Origin of the sequence: Streptomyces sp. NPDC001507 (assembly GCF_042894765.1) — a bacterium.
Classification (GTDB): domain Bacteria; phylum Actinomycetota; class Actinomycetes; order Streptomycetales; family Streptomycetaceae; genus Streptomyces.
Map to the genome: position 1 here is coordinate 648,796 of NZ_JBIAVV010000004.1, position 15,427 is coordinate 664,222.

The window sequence follows — 15,427 nt, forward strand, 5'->3', positions numbered from 1 at the left end:
CTACGACTCGGTAATTGAACTCTGGACGGACGCGGACGCGGCGGATGCCGCCTTGGCTCTCTTCAGCGTGCAGTCCTTGCAACGCCCGAAGATCGCGAAGTGTTTCATGTCCGTCTCGAAGCCGAAGTCGCGCCGCAGCTTGGCGGTGAACTCCGCGGCCACCGCCACGTCCGCCTCGATCACGTTCTCGCAGTCGCGGCAGACCAGGTGGATGTGGTGGTGCCGGTCGGCGAGGTGGTACGTCGGCGCACCGTGCCCGAGATGGGCATGGCTGACCAGCCCCAGCTCCTCCAGGAGCTCCAGGGTCCGGTAGACCGTCGAGATGTTGACCCCCGACGCGGTCTTCCTCACCTCACCGAGGATGTCGTCGGGGGTCGCGTGCTCAAGGGTGTCCACGGCTTCGAGCACGAGTTGCCGCTGCGGCGTCAGCCGGTAGCCGCGCTGCCTGAGGTCGCTCTTCCAGTCGGTGCTCACCACACCGAAAGTCTAGAACTACTTCCGAATTCCAGAACTACTTGAAGAACGCGATGCCGTCGTCCGGCATGTCGTCGGGGAGGGCCTTGGCCCAGCGCTCGACGTCCTCCGGGGTGACGACCTTCTTCAGGTGCGCCGACATGTAGGGGCGCAGCTCGACCTCGGGGGTCTGCTTCTCGCCGACCCACATCAGGTCGCTCTTGACGTAGCCGTAGAGACGCTTGCCGCCGCTGTACGGGGCGGAGGCGGCGGTCCGGGCGACGGCGTCGGTGACCAGGTCGATCTGGGGCTTCTGGTCGGCCATCTCGCCGTACCAGATCTCGATCACGCCGTCGTCGCGGACCATCGTGACCTCGACCTTGCGGTCGGCGTCGATGCGCCAGAAGCCGGACTCCGACTCCAGCGGGCGGACCTTGTTCCCGTCGTGGTCCAGCACCCAGGTGTGGGAGTGGTACTCCAGGAAGTCCCGTCCGTCGTGGCTGAAGGTGACCTCCTGGCCGAAGTTGCACTTCTCCGAGCCCGGGAAGTCGTGGACACCCGCGCCGGCCCAGTTGCCGAGCAGGAAGGCGAGCGGGACGAGGTCCTTGTGCAGGTCGGACGGAATCTCGATCATGAGTGGTGGTTCCTAGACTCGGGCTCGGACTCGGTCAGCGCTGGCCCTGGTACAGCTTCTTCACGGTCAGCCAGGCGAAGGCGAGGACGCCGACGCAGACCAGGACCAGCAGGGTTTCGAAGAAGGCTTCCACGGGTGCTCCTTGAGCGAGGTCGGGCGTACGTACAAGAGCCGGGCCCAAGCTTACGCGGCCCGGGCCCGGCGCTCTTGGCGAGGTACACCCCCGCGGGGTCAGTCGAGCAGTTCGCTCTGCAGGGTCACCGTCTGCTCGAAGGGGACGGCGGGCATGCCGCCCTTGCGGGACTGGATGATCACGCCGACGGTGTCGCCGGAGGCCAGGTAGGCCTGCCGGGCCTGCCGGGCGCCGTACGGCTTGAGCTCCGTGTAGGGCGCCAGCAGGACGTGCTCGATCCTGGCCGGGTCCGGGAACTTCCCGTCGAGTTCGAACTGGTCCCCGTCGCGCAGCGCGTAGGTCGGCGCCGCCTGGCTCATGAGCTTGCCGTTGAGGATCGTCTCCGCGACGGCGGCCGTGTCGAACTGGAGCAGGTAGATCCGGGTGTGCGTGCCGTCGGGGGTGGTCCAGCCGCGGGCGGCGATGTGCCGCAGGCCCCTGTCGAGGAGCGTCTGGCCCAGCTCCTTCCGGTCGTCCGCGGAGGCGAACTCGGCGAGGAAGCCCTTCGTCGGCAGCCAGCCGTCCGTGCCCTTGAGGGAGGCGTCGGCGGTGGCTCCCCTCGGCGCCGGGAGGACCAGTTTGCGCAGGTCGGCGTAGTGGGTGCCGGCCAGGTTGCGGGCGTCGTCGTTCGGGCCGGGGCTGCCGGAGGGCAGCGGGGGCTTCACGAGGACGGGGTACGTCCAGCGGCCGTCGGAGTGCGTGGCGAGACCGGGTACGTCGGTGCGGTCGAGCCGTGTGATGCCGTACGCCGTGCCGGTTCCGACGACGCCGAAGACGGCGACGGCGGCGACCCAGCGGAGCATGGCCCGCAGCAGCCGCCGGTCCTTCTTCACGGGCGGCACGGGCTCCACGGGCGGCACGGGTTCCACGGGCGGCACGGGCTCCACGGCCGGGACGGGTTCCACGGGCCGCGCGACCTCCGCGACCGGGACGGGGTCCGGGTTCGGGTCCGCGTTCGGGACGGGGTCCGCATTCGGGACGGGGTCCGGGTCCGGGTTCGCGTTCGTGTTCGTCTCGGTGGTCATACGGCCGCCCCCGGGTCCTTGATCCGTTCGAGCTGGGCGTGCAGCATGTCCGCCGCGCTCTTCGTGTCCAGCGGCTTGGCCGCGGTGGCCGTGGCGGTGACCAGGACGTCCCCCACGTAGCCGTAACAGAGCATCGAGTCGAGCTTCTCGCCCGACTCGGCCGGTGGCAGGAAGCACGAGGTCGAGTCCTTGTACCCCGCGATCTGCGGGCCCTTCCGGAAGATGTCCAGCGAGTCGAAGAGCTCACGCTCGGCGTTGGCGATGGTACGGACCGTGGCCCGGTTCTCCATCTGGGCCAGCTGGACGTCCATCGTGTAGTCGTCGTCCTCGTTCCCGGCGGTGTACACATAGCTGCGCATCACCATGCCCTTGACCGGGTTCCTGTCGATCTGCCGGTCCAGCTGCTGACGCTGCGAACGCGGCAGGTCCTTTATCGACTCCTTGCGCAGCGCCGTGGCCTGGGCGCCGGTCAGCCGCACGTCCGAGCCGAATCCGGGCAGGTCCGGGCCGCGGCCGTACCGGTCGTCGTCGTACGGCAACAGCATCCCCTGGAGACCGGTCTGCGTCGCCGCCGTCCCCTTGGACTCCTTGGGCAGGCTCCAGTGGGGAGCGCCCGGGTCCCGGTCCGCGGCACGCACGGTCACGACCGTGCCGGCGACACCCGCGACGACGGCCGCGGCGAGGACACCGGCGGTGACGAGAACGCCGATACGGCGCCGGGGGCGCGGTGGCGGGGCGGCGAGTTCGGCGAGGTCGTCGAGGTCGGCGGCGGGAGCACCCGCAGGGAGGGGCGCCTCGGAAACGGCCTCGGGTACGGCCTCGGCAGCGGTCGCCGTCGGCTCGGAGACCGTCGGCTCCGGCGTCGCCGCCGGTTCGGGGTGCACGGATTCCTCGCTCACAACCGCTCCATCTGCCGCTTCGCCAGATCCAGCACCTTCGTCCTGGAGATCGGCTTGGTGTCGCTGATCCAGATCTCCATGGCGATGTCCCCGCGCCACGCGTGCGCCTCGGCCGAGTACACGCTCACGCCGTACCCGCTCTCGGGCTTGTGGTGGACGTACGCCATGCCGTCGCCGGTGCCGGGGATCGGCCAGCTCGCGGTGTCCCTGGTCCCCGAGTCGGCCCAGTAGTACGCGTCCGCCGCCGCGTCCTCGGCCGTCGAGCCGGTCTCCTCCTGGCGGTACTGGATGAGCCGGATCTCGACGCTGAAGGTGCTGCCCTCCCGCCAGGTGGTGGCGGCCGCCCGCCGGAAATCGTCGTCCTCGATCAGGGTGCGGAAGGCCCCGGCCGGCTTGTCGAACGTCTCCGCGTACTCGGTCAGGCTCATCCAGCCGTCGGTCCCCACCGTGTACAGCCCCTTGCGCGCCCCGCTCGGCTTCTTCAGCAGCAGCTTGCGCAGGTCGCCGTCGACCTTGACCTTCCGGTCCTCGGCGGCCGACAGCGGCTCCGGACCGGCGCCCTTCGCCTGCGCGACCGACGCCTGGGAGAGGGAGGGCAGGGCGGTGGGCGACCGGTCGGCCTGGACGAGGTAGCCGACGCAGGTGCCGGCCACGACACCGAGCACGGCGGCACCGGCGATCAGCGCGGCGGTACGGCGCGCCCTGCGCCCCCGTCCGGGCGAGGCTTCCGGAAGGATCTCTGGAAGGGCTTCCGGAACGGCTTCCGGAACGGTTTCCGGTGGTTTCTCTGGTTCGGGTACGTCCATTTCGTCCCCCCTGTTCGTAACGGGAACACGGATTCCGCGATCCGCGCGCCACAGGAGACTCGTGGTCCGTTCAATGAGTTGTACAAGGATCAATTACGATCAGGACACCGCCGCGAGCCAGACGGTCGCCCCCGCCGCCGCCAAGAGCGCGAGGTTGAGGGCCACTTGGCGGTCCCCCATCCGCAGGTGGACCCGGATCGCGCCGATTTGGAGCACGACGAACCCGACGGCCGCGGCCAGGCCGAGCCAGGGCACGACGCCGGTCAGACGCGGGAGGACGAGGCCGGCCGCGCCGAGGATCTCGACGCTCCCGATCGCCCGCACGGCCGGCATCGGCATGCTGTCCACCCACGCCATCATCGGCAGCAGCCGCTCCCGGCTCTCCACGACCTTCAGACCGCCCCCGTAGAGGTAGAAGAGGGCGAGCAGCCCGGCCACGGTCCAGTACGCCACGGTCATGAGGCGCCGGCCGGCTCGGTGGCGTAACGGCTCATGATCTCGGCGCTCGCCCGCGGGTCCGGCGCCGTGCCGGTGGCGAACAGGTCCCGCAGGTCCCGGAAGTACTGCACGTACAGGTCGGGCGTGAACGTGCTGAGCATGACGGCCGGTTCGCCGGTGACGTTGGCGAAGGTGTGCGGGGCGCCGGGCGGCACCATGACGAGGGTTCCGGCCGTGGCGTCGTACTCCTCGTCCCCGACGGTGAAGCGCACCGAACCGGAGATGACGTAGAACCCCTCGTCGTGCTGCGCGTGCCGGTGCTGCGGCGGGCCGGGGGTGTGCGGCGCGAGGACGGACTCGGCGAGGCCGAGGCGGTGGCCGGTGGTACGGCCGTCCTCCAGGACGCGCATCCGGGTGGTGCCGAGCATCAGCACCTCACCGTCGCCGGGGCCGACGACGGATACCGCGGGAGTGTTGTCGTGAGTCGTCATGCTCCGATTCGACGGCCGGGGCGGTCCGGCTGTCCAAGACCTGTTCCGCAGACCCGATACCCCATCGGTATCGTTGCTGCATGGAGCGTATGGAGCTACGGACGCTGCGCTACTTCGTGGCGGTCGCCGAGGAACTCCACTTCGGCCGGGCCGCCGCCAGGCTCCACATGAGCCAGCCCCCGCTGAGCCGGGCGATCAAGGCGCTGGAGACCGAGGTCGGCGCGCTGCTGTTCGAGCGGTCACCGGCAGGGGTCGCCCTGACCCCGGTGGGACTGGTCCTGCTGGACGAGGCCCGCGCGCTCCTCGACCGGGCCGACCGGCTGCGCGTACGGGTCGCCGCGGCGGCGGGCGCCGGGGTGCTCACCGTCGGCCTCCTGGGCGACAGCACGGATCCGGGCGTACGGCGACTGGCCCGCGCGTACCGCGAACGCCACCCGGGCGTCGAGATCCGCATCCGCGAGACCGACCTGACGGACCCCACGTGCGGGTTGCACGCCGGGGCCGTCGACGTGGCCCTCACCCGCGCGCCGTTCGACGTAACGGGGCTGGCGGTGCGGGAGTTGCGCGCCGATCCGGTCGGGGCGCTGCTCCGTGCCGACGATCCGCTGGCCGGCCGGGAGAGCCTGGAGCTGGCCGACCTCGCCGCGCGGCGCTGGTTCCGGTTCCCGGACGGCACCGACCGGCTGTGGCAGTCGTACTGGAACGGCGGCCAGGCGCGAAAGGGGCCGGTCGTACGGGCCGTCCAGGAGTGCCGGCAGGCGGTGCTCTGGAACGGCACGGTGGGCATGACACTGGCCGGCCACGACCCGGGAGCCGGGCTCACGGTCGTACCGGTCGCCGACATGCCGCCGAGCCGGGTCGTGGTGGCGTGGGCGGAGGGGGACGGGAATCCGCTGCTGCGGTCGTTCGTGCGGGTGGCGGTCGCCGCCTACCTCACCCCGGAGGCAGAAGTCGAGGGCGCTGCCCCCGACCCGCTGCAGTCGTCCTGCGCCGACACCAGCGCGTCGAGTTCGCCGCCTTCGGCGATCAGGCCGGGCAGGGCGAGGTCGCGATCCAACCCGGACGTGTCCAGGCCGTAGTCCAGCGTCAGCGCCCCACCCGCTGGACGAAGGCCGCCCAGGCGGAGGCTTCGAACAGGAGGGTTCCGCGGGAGGGGTCCTTGCTGTCACGGACGGGGACGAGGGAGGGGATGTCGGTGGCTACTTCGAGCCATTGGCCGCCGTCCTGGTTGCTGTGGCTGCTCCTGCGCCAGTCGGCCGTGCGCAGCAGGTCGTCGGAGACTTCGATGCAGTTGCCGCCGTCGGAGTTGCTATAGCTGCTCTTACGCCACGTCACATTGCTCAGGTCGATGGCTCGCACGGCACTTCCTCCAACACTCGCAAGATGAACGTCCGCGACTCGGCAGGGGTCAGGGCCCGGTCACGTACGTCATCATATGTGCGGTGCAGGCGCTCAACCTTGCTTGATTCCTCGATGAGTTCGCCCCGTACGTCGTTTTCGGCATAGGCGACAGTGCGGCCGTCCAGCAGCCGCAGGAACATCGTGTCGGTACTGTCCAAGCCATGCAGCCCCGTGCCGAACGGCAGCACATGGAGAGTGACGTTGGGACGCTCGGCGGCATCCACCAGATACTCCAGCTGCGTGCGCCAATCCTGGGGATCACGCAGTGAATTGCGCAGCGCCGCCTCAAAAAGAATGACGCGAAACGGCGGCGCGTCCATGCCCTCCAGTACAGTCCGTCGGCCGATACGCGCATCGACCTGCTGGTCCAGCTCTTCGTCCTTCAAGCCGCCAGCCGCGAGCGCCTCGCGCACATACTCAGCTGTCTGAAGCAACCCTGGAGGCCTGCTCACGGAGTACTGCCACAGACTCACCGCCGCCGCCTCCAACCCCATGTACCGCCGGTACTGCTCCTTGAACTGCGACGGATCCCCAACCGCCAGCTCCCACAAGGCCAGCAACAGCCCAGGCGTCCCGTAGAACTGATCCAGCGCCTCCACGACCTCCGGGCTCCCCAGGGTCCGCCCGCTCTCCATCTTGCCGAAGTTGGACGCGTCCCAGCCCAGCTCCTCGGCCAGCCCCTTCAAGCTCACCCCCCGGTCCGCCCGCAGCAGCCGCAGCTCCTCCGCGAACCGCTGCCTCGGCTCCTGACTGCGTCCCGTCACCACCCGCCTCTGCGGCACCGCACCCCTCCCGGATTCCCCGTGGAATTTGTGGAATTAGCGCCGCCAGACGGGGAAGAACCGCTCCTCCTCGGCGCGCCGACCCCACCTCCCGGCCATCCTCGTAGCAGCCTCGACACGCAGAGTAGTCCAACTCTCGCATTTCGTATAGATGTTGGACAAAAGGAGCGAATGCCATGGAGCCCGGAACCCTGCTCTACGACACCGCAACCGACCAGGTCGGCGAGTACCGGGACCGGTCGGGGCCGTACGCGATGCTGCGTCCCGTGGGGGGAGGGCGAGAGTGGCAGGCCCATCCGTCGACGCTGCGGCCCGCCACCGACAAGGAGCGGCTCAGCGCGGGCGTACGGGCGGCGAACGACCGTACGTGGGCCGTGCCGCCGGATCCCGAGGACCTCAGCCGGCCGCCGTGGCCGGTGCCAGGCTGCGCCGAGTGCACGCACCTCGACGACCGGCGGGAGACCGCCCGCGCCGCGCACGACCACGGCGCGGCCACCGACGCGAACGTGCTGCTGCGCCAGCACCAGCGGGCGGAGCACCCGTGACCCGCCGTGTCCTCCGGTACGTGCCGTACCTGATCGTGCAGGACGCGGGTGCCGCGCCCGAGTACGCGGCACGGTGCGTGTCGGGGGACGAGGAGGACTGCGGGGCCGAGTCGGGGGTGTGCGGGCATCCGGCGCAGGTGGAGGAGTGGCAGCGCAGGCATACGCAGGAGACCCGGCACCTGCGCTATCGGCGCGTCTTCGCGGACTACGCGGTGCTCACCCCGGTGTGAGCCGTCCGGCGGCCGCGTGCCGTTGTCCGTCGGCTGCGGCGCACTCACGCCACCCCGGAGCCCTCGCCCGGAGGGCGGCGGATCAGGTGCAGGCAGACGACCGAGGCGACGAAGGTCCGCCGTTCGGAGGCGTCCAGGCGGGGCGTCATTTCGACGACGTACTGCTGCAACCCGAGCCATGGGTCGATGGTGCTCACCTCGACCCGGCCGAGGATCTCCGGCGCGGGGTCGCCGCTTTCCGGGTCGGCCTCCGTGAGACGCCATTCGACCGACGCCGCACTCAGCCGGGTGAGGAGGAGTCGGCGTCCTTGTTCCGTCCGGAGGCTCAGCTGCCGTGACTTGACGGGTCCACGGGCACCGGCGGTGCCGATCTCCCGGTCCGCTCCGTCGGCGAAGTGGAACCGCACCGGCCCGAACTGCTGGAACGGCTCGCCCCAGGAACGCTTCTCGATGCGGACGACGACCTCGCCGGACGTTGTCGTCAGGACGAAGTGCATGTGGTGGATGTCCGTGACCTCGGCGAGCGGGGTCCCCTCCACGGTGGACACGGCCAGGGCAGGGCCCCTGTACGTGCGCCACTTCGAACGCTTCGGTTGCCCCACCACGACGGCTTCCGGCGCGAACAGATCGGGTTGCGTCATCGGTCGTCCCTCCCCGCCCCGGCTTCCGCTCGACCGGGTACGTCCACTGTGGCCCTGAACCCGTCGGATCCCCACCCCTCGGGGGCGCATCGACGCCTGCACCGCGTTCACCGTCCGATCAGAGCTGGTTCGGGCCGAACCGCCAGGGACGGAGCTTCTCGGGATTCCGTACCGCCCAGATGTGCCTGATCAGGTCGTCCGCGATCTCGAGATCGAGGCGCTGCGCGGCGAGTTCACCGACGCGGCGATGATGCGCGACCGGCCGCGCCTGCATCCAGGAGATCGCCCGCACCCTCGACGGCCGCCAGGGGGTCAACTACGCCATCTACCACGACCGTTACCAGCGTACCGCGGAGGGCTGGCGGTTCGCCGAGCGGGTGTACGAGGTCAGGTACCTCGGCACCTCCCCGCTGGCGGGCACGGCGCCCCAGGCGGCACCCGCACCCTCCTTCGCCGACCCGGCACCGGCCGAACGGCTGGAGCGGACGGCCGCCGCGCTGCGTGCCAACGGCTTCGCCGCCGAGATCCTGGACGGCAACGCGGCCGCGCGCCCGCGTCAGGGCGCTGCTCCCCGAGGGCGCCACCGTGTTCACCGGGGCCAGCGAGACGCTCCGGCTGTCCGGCATCGACGAGGACATCAACACCGGCGGCCGGTACGACGCCGTCAGGCCGCGTGTCCTGGCCATCGACCGGGCCACCGGCGCCGACGAGATCCGCAGGCTGCTCGCCAGTCCCGACTATGTCGTCAACAGCGTCGCCGCGGTCACCGAGACCGGCTCACTCGTCCTCGCCTCGGGCAGCGGCAGCCAGCTTCCCGCCAACGCCGGCGGGGCCGCCCACGCGGTCTGGGTCGTCGGCGCGCAGAAGGTGGTGCCCGACCTGGGAACGGCGCTGCGCCGGGTCGAGGAACACGCCCTGCCGCTGGAGGACGCCCGCGCCCGGGAGGTGTACGGGTCACCCAGCGCCGTCAACCGGCTGCTCGTCCTCAACGCGGAGCCCCGCCCGGGACGCGGCACCGTGCTGCTGCTCGGGGTGGCCGTCGGACACTGACGGCGGTCGTTACGCTTCCGGCATGGCGAAGAAGCTGGTGATCAAGGTGACGGCGGGGGCGGACGCCCCTGAGCGGTGCTCGCAGGCGTTCACGGTGGCGGCGGTGGCCGTGGCGAGCGGCGTCGAGGTGTCGATGTGGCTGACCGGCGAGTCCGCGTGGTTCGCCCTGCCGGGCCGGGCCGCCGAGTTCGAACTCCCGCACGCGGCCCCGCTCCCCGACCTGGTCGACTCGATCCTGGCCGGCGGCACGCTCACGCTCTGCACCCAGTGCGCGGCCCGCCGGGACATCACGGAGAAGGACGTCATCGAGGGCGTACGGATCGCGGGCGCGCAGGTCTTCGTGCAGGAGGCGATGGCGGACGGGGCGCAGGCGCTCGTGTACTAGCCGCTCCCGCTGGATGTGCCGCCGCCCATCGACTGCGGCGCCGTCGTGGCCGGTCGCGCAGTTCCTCCCCCAGCGCCCCTTACGGACGCTGCCATCAGGACCTCGGCCGCTTCTTGCCGTCCAGTTCGTCCCACCACTCGTCGGACTGCGGATCGCCGGAGGGGTCGTCCCACCAGCGGTCGTCGGGGCCGCGGCGGTTCGCGACCATCGCGGCGACCGGGGGGATGACCATGGCCACCACGCACATCCCCACGGCGGCGGGGACGGACCAGATGCGTACGACACCCCACGCCAGGACGAAGAGACCGATGCAGATCCCCATCATGACGAAGTAGACGCGACGGCGACGGGCCAGCATGAGTCCAGGGTAGGTCGACGGCGGGCGTTGGGCGCGGCTCCGGAAACGGCGAAGAGCCGCGCCTTCCGGTTCGCGGACCGGAAGGCGCGGCCCTTGCGGGGTGTGTGCTCAGACCGCGATGGCGACCTCGGCCAGGCCGCCCTGCTGGGCGACGACCGTGCGGTCGGCGGTGGCGCCGGGGACGAGGGCGCGGACGGTCCAGGTGCCCTCCGCCGCGTAGAAGCGGAACTGTCCGGTGGCGGAGGTGGGGACCTCCGCGGTGAACTCGCCGGTCGAGTCGAGCAGGCGGACGTAGCCGACCACGGGCTCGCCGTCCTTCGTCACCTGACCCTGGATCGTGGTCTCACCGGGCTTGATCGTCGAGGGGTCCGGGCCGCCGGCCTTCGCTCCACACATGCTGATACTCCAGAGGTCTTGAACGGTCGGTCTGAGGTCTTGCCGGGGTCCTACTTGTTGGCGCCGAGCTCGATCGGGACGCCGACGAGGCTGCCGTACTCGGTCCAGGAGCCGTCGTAGTTCTTGACGTTCTCGACACCGAGCAGCTCGTGCAGGACGAACCAGGTCAGGGCCGAGCGCTCGCCGATACGGCAGTACGCGATGGTGTCCTTGGCGAGGTCGACCTGCTCCTCGGCGTAGAGCTCCTTGAGCTCGTCGTCCGACTTGAAGGTGCCGTCGTCGTTGGCGTTCTTCGACCACGGGATGTTGCGGGCCGAGGGCACGTGGCCGGGGCGCTGGGACTGCTCCTGCGGCAGGTGGGCCGGGGCGAGCAGCTTGCCGGAGAACTCGTCGGGGGAACGGACGTCGACGAGGTTCTGCGAGCCGATGGCCGCCACGACGTCGTCGCGGAAGGCGCGGATGGCGGTGTTCTGCGGCTTGGCCTTGTAGGTGGTCTCGGTGCGCTCCGGGACCTCCTCGACCAGCTCGCGGGCGTCCAGCTCCCACTTCTTGCGGCCGCCGTCGAGGAGCTTGACGTTCTCGTGGCCGTAGAGCTTGAAGTACCAGTAGGCGTAGGACGCGAACCAGTTGTTGTTGCCGCCGTAGAGGATCACCAGCGTGTCGTTGGCGATGCCCTTCGCCGACAGGAGCTTCTCGAAGCCCTCCTGGTCGATGAAGTCGCGGCGGACCGGGTCCTGCAGGTCCTTGGTCCAGTCGATGCGGATCGCGCCTCGGATGTGGTTCTTGTCGTAGGCGGAGGTGTCCTCGTCCACCTCGACGATCGCGATCTCGGGGTTGTCCAGGTTGTCCTGGACCCAGTCGGCGTCGACCAGGACGTCGCTGCGGCTCATGCTCTTTCTCCTCCGGGGCAGGTGCGGCGGGGCGTGCGAGTGCGGTGGGTGCGCGTCAGAGCGCACGGATGCCCTCGGCAGGGAGGGCAGGGGGATGCGGAGGCGGCGCGGCCTCCGCCGTCAGAAGGGGCGACAGAGCATGGCGGCGACGCGGCACAGGTCGACTGCCCGCCGCTTCGTGAGATCCGCCTGACGCTTCATGGGCTCGATCGTAGGGACGGATAACCGGGCATGTCACCGGCATGTCGTATGGTGAGATGCGATCGTCCGGATTGCGAGACGGGAGTGGATCCCGAGGCGTGGTTCCGGGGCGGGCGGGCGCCTGTGTCGGTCACCGCATCTACTGTACGGACGCAGCCGTCTCGCGTGCTGGACCGGCGCCGGTCCCGTCGTGCCGCCTCCTCCTACCCGGCCAGCCTGACGTTCGAACCCTGCACCACGATCTCCACACCGTCCTGCGCGGCCTCCACCTTGTCCAGCTTGATGCCGCCGGGGAGCTGGTCGATGGCCTGCTGGAAGTCGGAGGCCTGCCGGAAGCGGTCCTCGGCGAGGCCGATACCGGCGAGCTTGGGGAGGTTGTCGGCGTGCACCTGGACGGTGTTGTCCTTGACGGCGACCGTGCTCAGGACGGTCGCCTTCTGGTGGGCGCTGACGCCGGGGACGGTGACGTCGACGGTGACCTTGATCTTGCCGTTGCCGCCGTAGGCGAGCCCGACGACCTGGCCTGTGAAGCCGAGGCCGAGGTCGGTGGGCTCCGTCTGGGCGTCCTTCAGCAGATCCGCGTAGGAGATGTGCGCGGTGCCGGTGGCGGTCTGCGCGGTGGCGGAGCTGTAGTCGCCGCTGAAGGTGACGTCCTTCATGTCGGCGTTCAGGTCCTCGATGCGGATGGTCTTGCCGGTGGTGCCGGTGGTGGCGTCGTACTCCTTGATGCCGACGTGCACATCGTCGAGGGTGCCGCTCGCGACCTGGGTGAGGAACGGGAAGCCCTTGATGGAGACGGCGGGGGTGCTCGCGAGGTTCTCCTTCGTCTTCAGCTTGCCGGCGACCTCGCCCTGGGCGAAGTGCACGGCGACGCGGTCGACGATCACGAAGAGGACACCGAGGACTACGACGGTGATCAGAAGGATTCGCAGTGCACGCATGTGGTCGGTTTCCCCGGGGGTCGGCTGATGGCATCGGTGCCGCCACGCTAACCCTGCGGGAGCGGGCCGACGCGAGATTGTCGACCAGCTGTGACAGTGAGGGCGCTGGTGGTCCAGGGGGCTGCCGCCCCCAGACCCCCGCAACAGGGGTGAACCGGTCCGTTTTCGAGTGCGGGCCCGGCGGGGGCTGGTCGCGCAGTTCCCCGCGCCCCTTACGGGGCCCCAGGCCCGCGACCCGGTGCAGGTCGGTGGAGGCTGAGCGCGCGGTACCCCGCGCCCCTTACGGGGCGCTCGACCTCGCTGCTCTACGAACCGAGACGGGTGGGTGGGTGGGAAAGGCTTTTCGGCCTCGCCCCCGGAGGGGCTAGTGGAGGATCCACACCACCGGGGCCGCGGCCGTCAGGGGGAGGGCGACGCCTGCTGTGAAGTGGACGAACCGTGACGGGTAGTCGTAGCTCGCGGCGCGGTGGCCGATGAGGGCGCAGACCGCGGCCGCCGCTCCGATCAGGGCACCCTTCGCGCCCAGGCCCGTCATGCCGCCCACCGCGATGCCCGCGCCGGCCGCGGCCAGCAGGGACACGACCACCGAGGCAGCGATCGGCAGGGGCAGCGCCCGGGCGAGGACGGCCACCGCGACCGCGGCCGCGCCGACCGACACCGCGTCGGGGTCCGCGCCCAGGTAGCCCGTCGCGATGATCGCCAGTGCGGAGGAGGCGACGGTGGCCATCAGGCCGTACATCCGGGTGTCCGGGTCCGCGTGCGAGCGGAGCTGGAGGACGAGGGTGAGCAGGACCCAGATGCCCAGCGGGCCGAGGATCGCCGCCGGGGCCTGGTCGCGGCCCGCCACCAGGACCGCCACGTCCGCCGTGACCCCGCCCAGGAAGGCGAGCGCGATGCCCTGCCGGGCCGGCCACATGCCGTTCAGGCGGAACCAGCCCGCCGCCGTCACGGCCTGGAGGATCACCAGGGGGACGACGAGGGCGTACGACGAGATCGGCGCCGCCACCGCGAGCAGCAGGCCCAGCAGCGCCGTGAGCAGGGCGGGCTGCATGCCGGGCTCGATGATCGGTGAGCGGCCCTCCAGGCGGGCCCGCTGGGCGTCCGTGACGCGCGCGTTGCCGGCGAGGGTGGCGGGGCCGTAGCCCGTGTCGGGTTCGGCGGGGGTGGGAGCAGGCGCGGGGGCAGGGGCAGCGGCGGAAGCAGGGGGGCCGAACGCCTGCGACGGCTGCTGAGACCGGGGCTGGGGCTGCGGCTGTTCGGCGGTGTACGGGCGTTCGTACGACTGCGGCGGGAGGTACGCCGTCTCCGGGGCCGCCGTCATCGGCGTCGGAGCGGCCGCGCCCTGCACCGGGGTGTGCGTCTGCGTCTCCCAGGTCTGGCCCTGCCACTGCTGGGTGGCGTACTGCTGCTCGTCGTACCCCCACTGCGGCTGCGCAGGTGGCTGCGGCTGCTGCGGTGGCTGCTGATAGGGGTCGTAGCCCTCGTACGGCTCGTACGGCTCGTACGGCTGGTTGGTCATCGCTCTCGCTCACCCTCCTGCGAACGGCGGGAGCACCTCGACCGTGCCGCCCTCGGCCAGCCGTACCGTCTCATGTCCGCGCGTGCCCACGGGGTCACCGTCGATGAGGAAGGAGCATCGCCGCAGGACGCGCGCCAGTTCACCGGGGTGTCGCGTACGCACCGCGGCCAGCGCCTCGGCGAGGGTGTCCGCGTCGTACGGCTCCTCGGCGATGCCGGCCGCGGCCTTCGCGGCGGCCCAGTAGCGCACCGTGACCTTGGGCATGCGGTTCCTCAAGAGGCTCGGAAGTTCATCAGTCGGCTGTGTACGGGGCCAGGCTAGCCCGCCCGGGACGCCGCCCAGTCGCCGATCCTGGCCAGCAGTCGGTCGCTCGCCGCGTGTTCGGCGTGGCCCATGCCGGGCTCCAGCCAGAGCTCGGCGGCGCCACCTGCGGCGTCGGCCAGCATCCGCGGGTGGTCGACCGGGAAGTAGCCGTCGCTGTCGCCGTGCACGATCAGCAGCGGGGTCGGCGCGATCTTCGGCACCGCCTCCACCGGGGAGAGCGGTACCGGGTCCCAGTCGCGGTGGTGGATCCGGGTGCGGAAGCCGTAGCGGCCGACCAGCCGCCCCTCGGGTCTGGTGACCAGCCAGTGGACGCGGCGCATGGGGGCGGTGCCGCGGTAGTACCAGCGGGCGGGGGACGACACGGAGACGACCGCGTCCACACCGGGGTGCAGCGCGGCGTGCCGCAGGACCACCGAGCCGCCCATCGAGAAGCCGACCGTGACGACGCGCGCGTGGCCGAGGTCCCGGGCCCAGGCCACCGCCGCCGCCAGGTCGAGGACCTCGCGGTCGCCGACGGTGGTGTGGCCGGCGGACCGGCCGTGGCCGCGGAAGGAGAAGCTGACCACCGGGGCGTAATCGGTCAGGGCGGCCACCACCCGTCGTACGTGTGGCCGGTCCACGTCTCCCGTGAAACCGTGGGCCAGGACGAACGCGAGGTCACGGGAAGGTGGCTGGAAGCCGTCGTATACGGCGGAGGCGGGATCGTATACGGAATCGATGGAAACCCCGTCGTCCGTGCGCAGAAACGTCCGCATAGAGGCGTTTCTGCTCGTCTCATATGTCGGACGAACGGCGGAACGTGGCACATGACCTGCCGGACCGATGCTCATGTGGGCTATTCTGCTG

Annotated in this window: 23 protein-coding genes and 1 pseudogene; 5 read left to right on the forward strand and 19 right to left on the reverse strand. The window is 70.8% G+C overall.

Annotation, left to right across the window (positions count from 1 at the left end; all coding sequences use genetic code 11):
- The 7 genes from ACFY0K_RS16785 to ACFY0K_RS16815 all read right to left on the reverse strand — a co-directional run bounded on the left by ACFY0K_RS16785 (nt 1) and on the right by ACFY0K_RS16815 (nt 4,918).
- The gene (locus tag ACFY0K_RS16785; RefSeq protein WP_351703365.1) at nt 1-477 is read right to left on the reverse strand and encodes a transcriptional repressor; all 477 of its coding nucleotides are present in this window, start codon (nt 475-477) and stop codon (nt 1-3) included.
- Nucleotides 478-511: 34 nt separating this feature from the next.
- A complete protein-coding gene (locus ACFY0K_RS16790) occupies nt 512-1,087 on the reverse strand; it encodes an FABP family protein (RefSeq protein ID WP_382720813.1) in 576 nt (191 codons plus the stop codon).
- Between the two features lie 231 nt (nt 1,088-1,318).
- Entirely contained in the window at nt 1,319-2,284 is a 966-nt protein-coding gene (locus tag ACFY0K_RS16795; RefSeq protein WP_390640459.1) for a hypothetical protein, read from the reverse strand.
- Nucleotides 2,281-3,183, reverse strand: a complete 903-nt coding sequence (locus ACFY0K_RS16800) for a hypothetical protein (RefSeq protein ID WP_390640460.1) — start codon at nt 3,181-3,183, stop codon at nt 2,281-2,283. The genes ACFY0K_RS16795 and ACFY0K_RS16800 overlap by 4 nt, the downstream gene beginning before the upstream one ends.
- Entirely contained in the window at nt 3,180-3,848 is a 669-nt protein-coding gene (locus ACFY0K_RS16805; RefSeq protein ID WP_390640461.1) for a hypothetical protein, read from the reverse strand. The genes ACFY0K_RS16800 and ACFY0K_RS16805 overlap by 4 nt, the downstream gene beginning before the upstream one ends.
- A 240-nt stretch (nt 3,849-4,088) precedes the next feature.
- A complete protein-coding gene (locus ACFY0K_RS16810) occupies nt 4,089-4,448 on the reverse strand; it encodes a DoxX family protein (protein ID WP_390640462.1) in 360 nt (119 codons plus the stop codon).
- The gene (locus tag ACFY0K_RS16815) at nt 4,445-4,918 is read right to left on the reverse strand and encodes a cupin domain-containing protein (RefSeq protein WP_390640463.1); all 474 of its coding nucleotides are present in this window, start codon (nt 4,916-4,918) and stop codon (nt 4,445-4,447) included. The genes ACFY0K_RS16810 and ACFY0K_RS16815 overlap by 4 nt, the downstream gene beginning before the upstream one ends.
- An 89-nt stretch (nt 4,919-5,007) precedes the next feature.
- On the opposite strand from ACFY0K_RS16815, the pseudogene ACFY0K_RS16820 reads away from it, so the two are divergent.
- Nucleotides 5,008-5,850: pseudogene (locus tag ACFY0K_RS16820) on the forward strand (LysR substrate-binding domain-containing protein); the annotation flags it as partial.
- A 154-nt stretch (nt 5,851-6,004) separates the two neighbouring features.
- On the opposite strand, the gene ACFY0K_RS16825 reads toward ACFY0K_RS16820, so the two are convergent.
- Together ACFY0K_RS16825 and ACFY0K_RS16830 are read right to left on the reverse strand one after the other, a co-directional pair.
- Nucleotides 6,005-6,277, reverse strand: a complete 273-nt coding sequence (locus ACFY0K_RS16825) for a DUF397 domain-containing protein (protein ID WP_390640464.1) — start codon at nt 6,275-6,277, stop codon at nt 6,005-6,007.
- A complete protein-coding gene (locus tag ACFY0K_RS16830) occupies nt 6,259-7,101 on the reverse strand; it encodes a helix-turn-helix domain-containing protein (RefSeq protein ID WP_390640465.1) in 843 nt (280 codons plus the stop codon). The genes ACFY0K_RS16825 and ACFY0K_RS16830 overlap by 19 nt, the downstream gene beginning before the upstream one ends.
- 176 nt (nt 7,102-7,277) lie before the next feature.
- On the opposite strand from ACFY0K_RS16830, the gene ACFY0K_RS16835 reads away from it, so the two are divergent.
- Nucleotides 7,278-7,646: a hypothetical protein gene (locus tag ACFY0K_RS16835; protein WP_390640466.1), complete on the forward strand. Its 369-nt coding sequence runs from the start codon at nt 7,278-7,280 to the stop codon at nt 7,644-7,646.
- Nucleotides 7,643-7,876 carry a hypothetical protein gene (locus tag ACFY0K_RS16840; RefSeq protein ID WP_390640467.1) on the forward strand — a complete coding sequence of 78 codons (234 nt, stop codon included), beginning with the start codon at nt 7,643-7,645 and terminating at the stop codon, nt 7,874-7,876. The genes ACFY0K_RS16835 and ACFY0K_RS16840 overlap by 4 nt, the downstream gene beginning before the upstream one ends.
- Nucleotides 7,877-7,920: 44 nt before the next feature.
- On the opposite strand, the gene ACFY0K_RS16845 is transcribed toward ACFY0K_RS16840, so the two are convergent.
- Together ACFY0K_RS16845 and ACFY0K_RS16850 are read right to left on the reverse strand one after the other, a co-directional pair.
- Nucleotides 7,921-8,517: a hypothetical protein gene (locus ACFY0K_RS16845; RefSeq protein ID WP_388714924.1), complete on the reverse strand. Its 597-nt coding sequence runs from the start codon at nt 8,515-8,517 to the stop codon at nt 7,921-7,923.
- Nucleotides 8,518-8,635: 118 nt separating this feature from the next.
- Nucleotides 8,636-8,833, reverse strand: coding sequence for a hypothetical protein (locus tag ACFY0K_RS16850; RefSeq protein ID WP_388714921.1), 198 nt, complete (start codon nt 8,831-8,833; stop codon nt 8,636-8,638).
- 269 nt (nt 8,834-9,102) lie between these two features.
- On the opposite strand from ACFY0K_RS16850, the gene ACFY0K_RS16855 reads away from it, so the two are divergent.
- Together ACFY0K_RS16855 and ACFY0K_RS16860 are read left to right on the forward strand one after the other, a co-directional pair.
- Entirely contained in the window at nt 9,103-9,567 is a 465-nt protein-coding gene (locus ACFY0K_RS16855; protein ID WP_390640468.1) for an LUD domain-containing protein, read from the forward strand.
- 22 nt (nt 9,568-9,589) lie between these two features.
- Nucleotides 9,590-9,952, forward strand: a complete 363-nt coding sequence (locus ACFY0K_RS16860; RefSeq protein WP_093501301.1) for a DsrE family protein — start codon at nt 9,590-9,592, stop codon at nt 9,950-9,952.
- A 94-nt stretch (nt 9,953-10,046) separates the two neighbouring features.
- On the opposite strand, the gene ACFY0K_RS16865 is transcribed toward ACFY0K_RS16860, so the two are convergent.
- From ACFY0K_RS16865 to ACFY0K_RS16900, 8 genes are all read right to left on the reverse strand, one after another.
- A complete protein-coding gene (locus ACFY0K_RS16865) occupies nt 10,047-10,310 on the reverse strand; it encodes a DUF3099 domain-containing protein (RefSeq protein ID WP_351703420.1) in 264 nt (87 codons plus the stop codon).
- 108 nt (nt 10,311-10,418) lie between these two features.
- Nucleotides 10,419-10,706, reverse strand: coding sequence for a DUF1416 domain-containing protein (locus ACFY0K_RS16870; protein WP_093501297.1), 288 nt, complete (start codon nt 10,704-10,706; stop codon nt 10,419-10,421).
- A 50-nt stretch (nt 10,707-10,756) separates the two neighbouring features.
- Entirely contained in the window at nt 10,757-11,596 is an 840-nt protein-coding gene (locus tag ACFY0K_RS16875; protein WP_093501295.1) for a sulfurtransferase, read from the reverse strand.
- 120 nt (nt 11,597-11,716) lie between these two features.
- Nucleotides 11,717-11,797 carry an Ms5788A family Cys-rich leader peptide gene (locus tag ACFY0K_RS16880; protein WP_350751515.1) on the reverse strand — a complete coding sequence of 27 codons (81 nt, stop codon included), beginning with the start codon at nt 11,795-11,797 and terminating at the stop codon, nt 11,717-11,719.
- A 203-nt stretch (nt 11,798-12,000) separates the two neighbouring features.
- The gene (locus ACFY0K_RS16885; protein WP_390640469.1) at nt 12,001-12,738 is read right to left on the reverse strand and encodes a DUF2993 domain-containing protein; all 738 of its coding nucleotides are present in this window, start codon (nt 12,736-12,738) and stop codon (nt 12,001-12,003) included.
- A gap of 364 nt (nt 12,739-13,102) precedes the next feature.
- The gene (locus ACFY0K_RS16890; RefSeq protein WP_390640470.1) at nt 13,103-14,257 is read right to left on the reverse strand and encodes a hypothetical protein; all 1,155 of its coding nucleotides are present in this window, start codon (nt 14,255-14,257) and stop codon (nt 13,103-13,105) included.
- Between the two features lie 9 nt (nt 14,258-14,266).
- Nucleotides 14,267-14,521, reverse strand: coding sequence for a MoaD/ThiS family protein (locus ACFY0K_RS16895; RefSeq protein WP_093501288.1), 255 nt, complete (start codon nt 14,519-14,521; stop codon nt 14,267-14,269).
- A 53-nt stretch (nt 14,522-14,574) separates the two neighbouring features.
- Complete coding sequence (locus tag ACFY0K_RS16900) at nt 14,575-15,411, reverse strand: alpha/beta hydrolase (RefSeq protein ID WP_390640471.1); 837 nt, start codon at nt 15,409-15,411, stop codon at nt 14,575-14,577.
- Nucleotides 15,412-15,427: the final 16 nt, after the last annotated feature.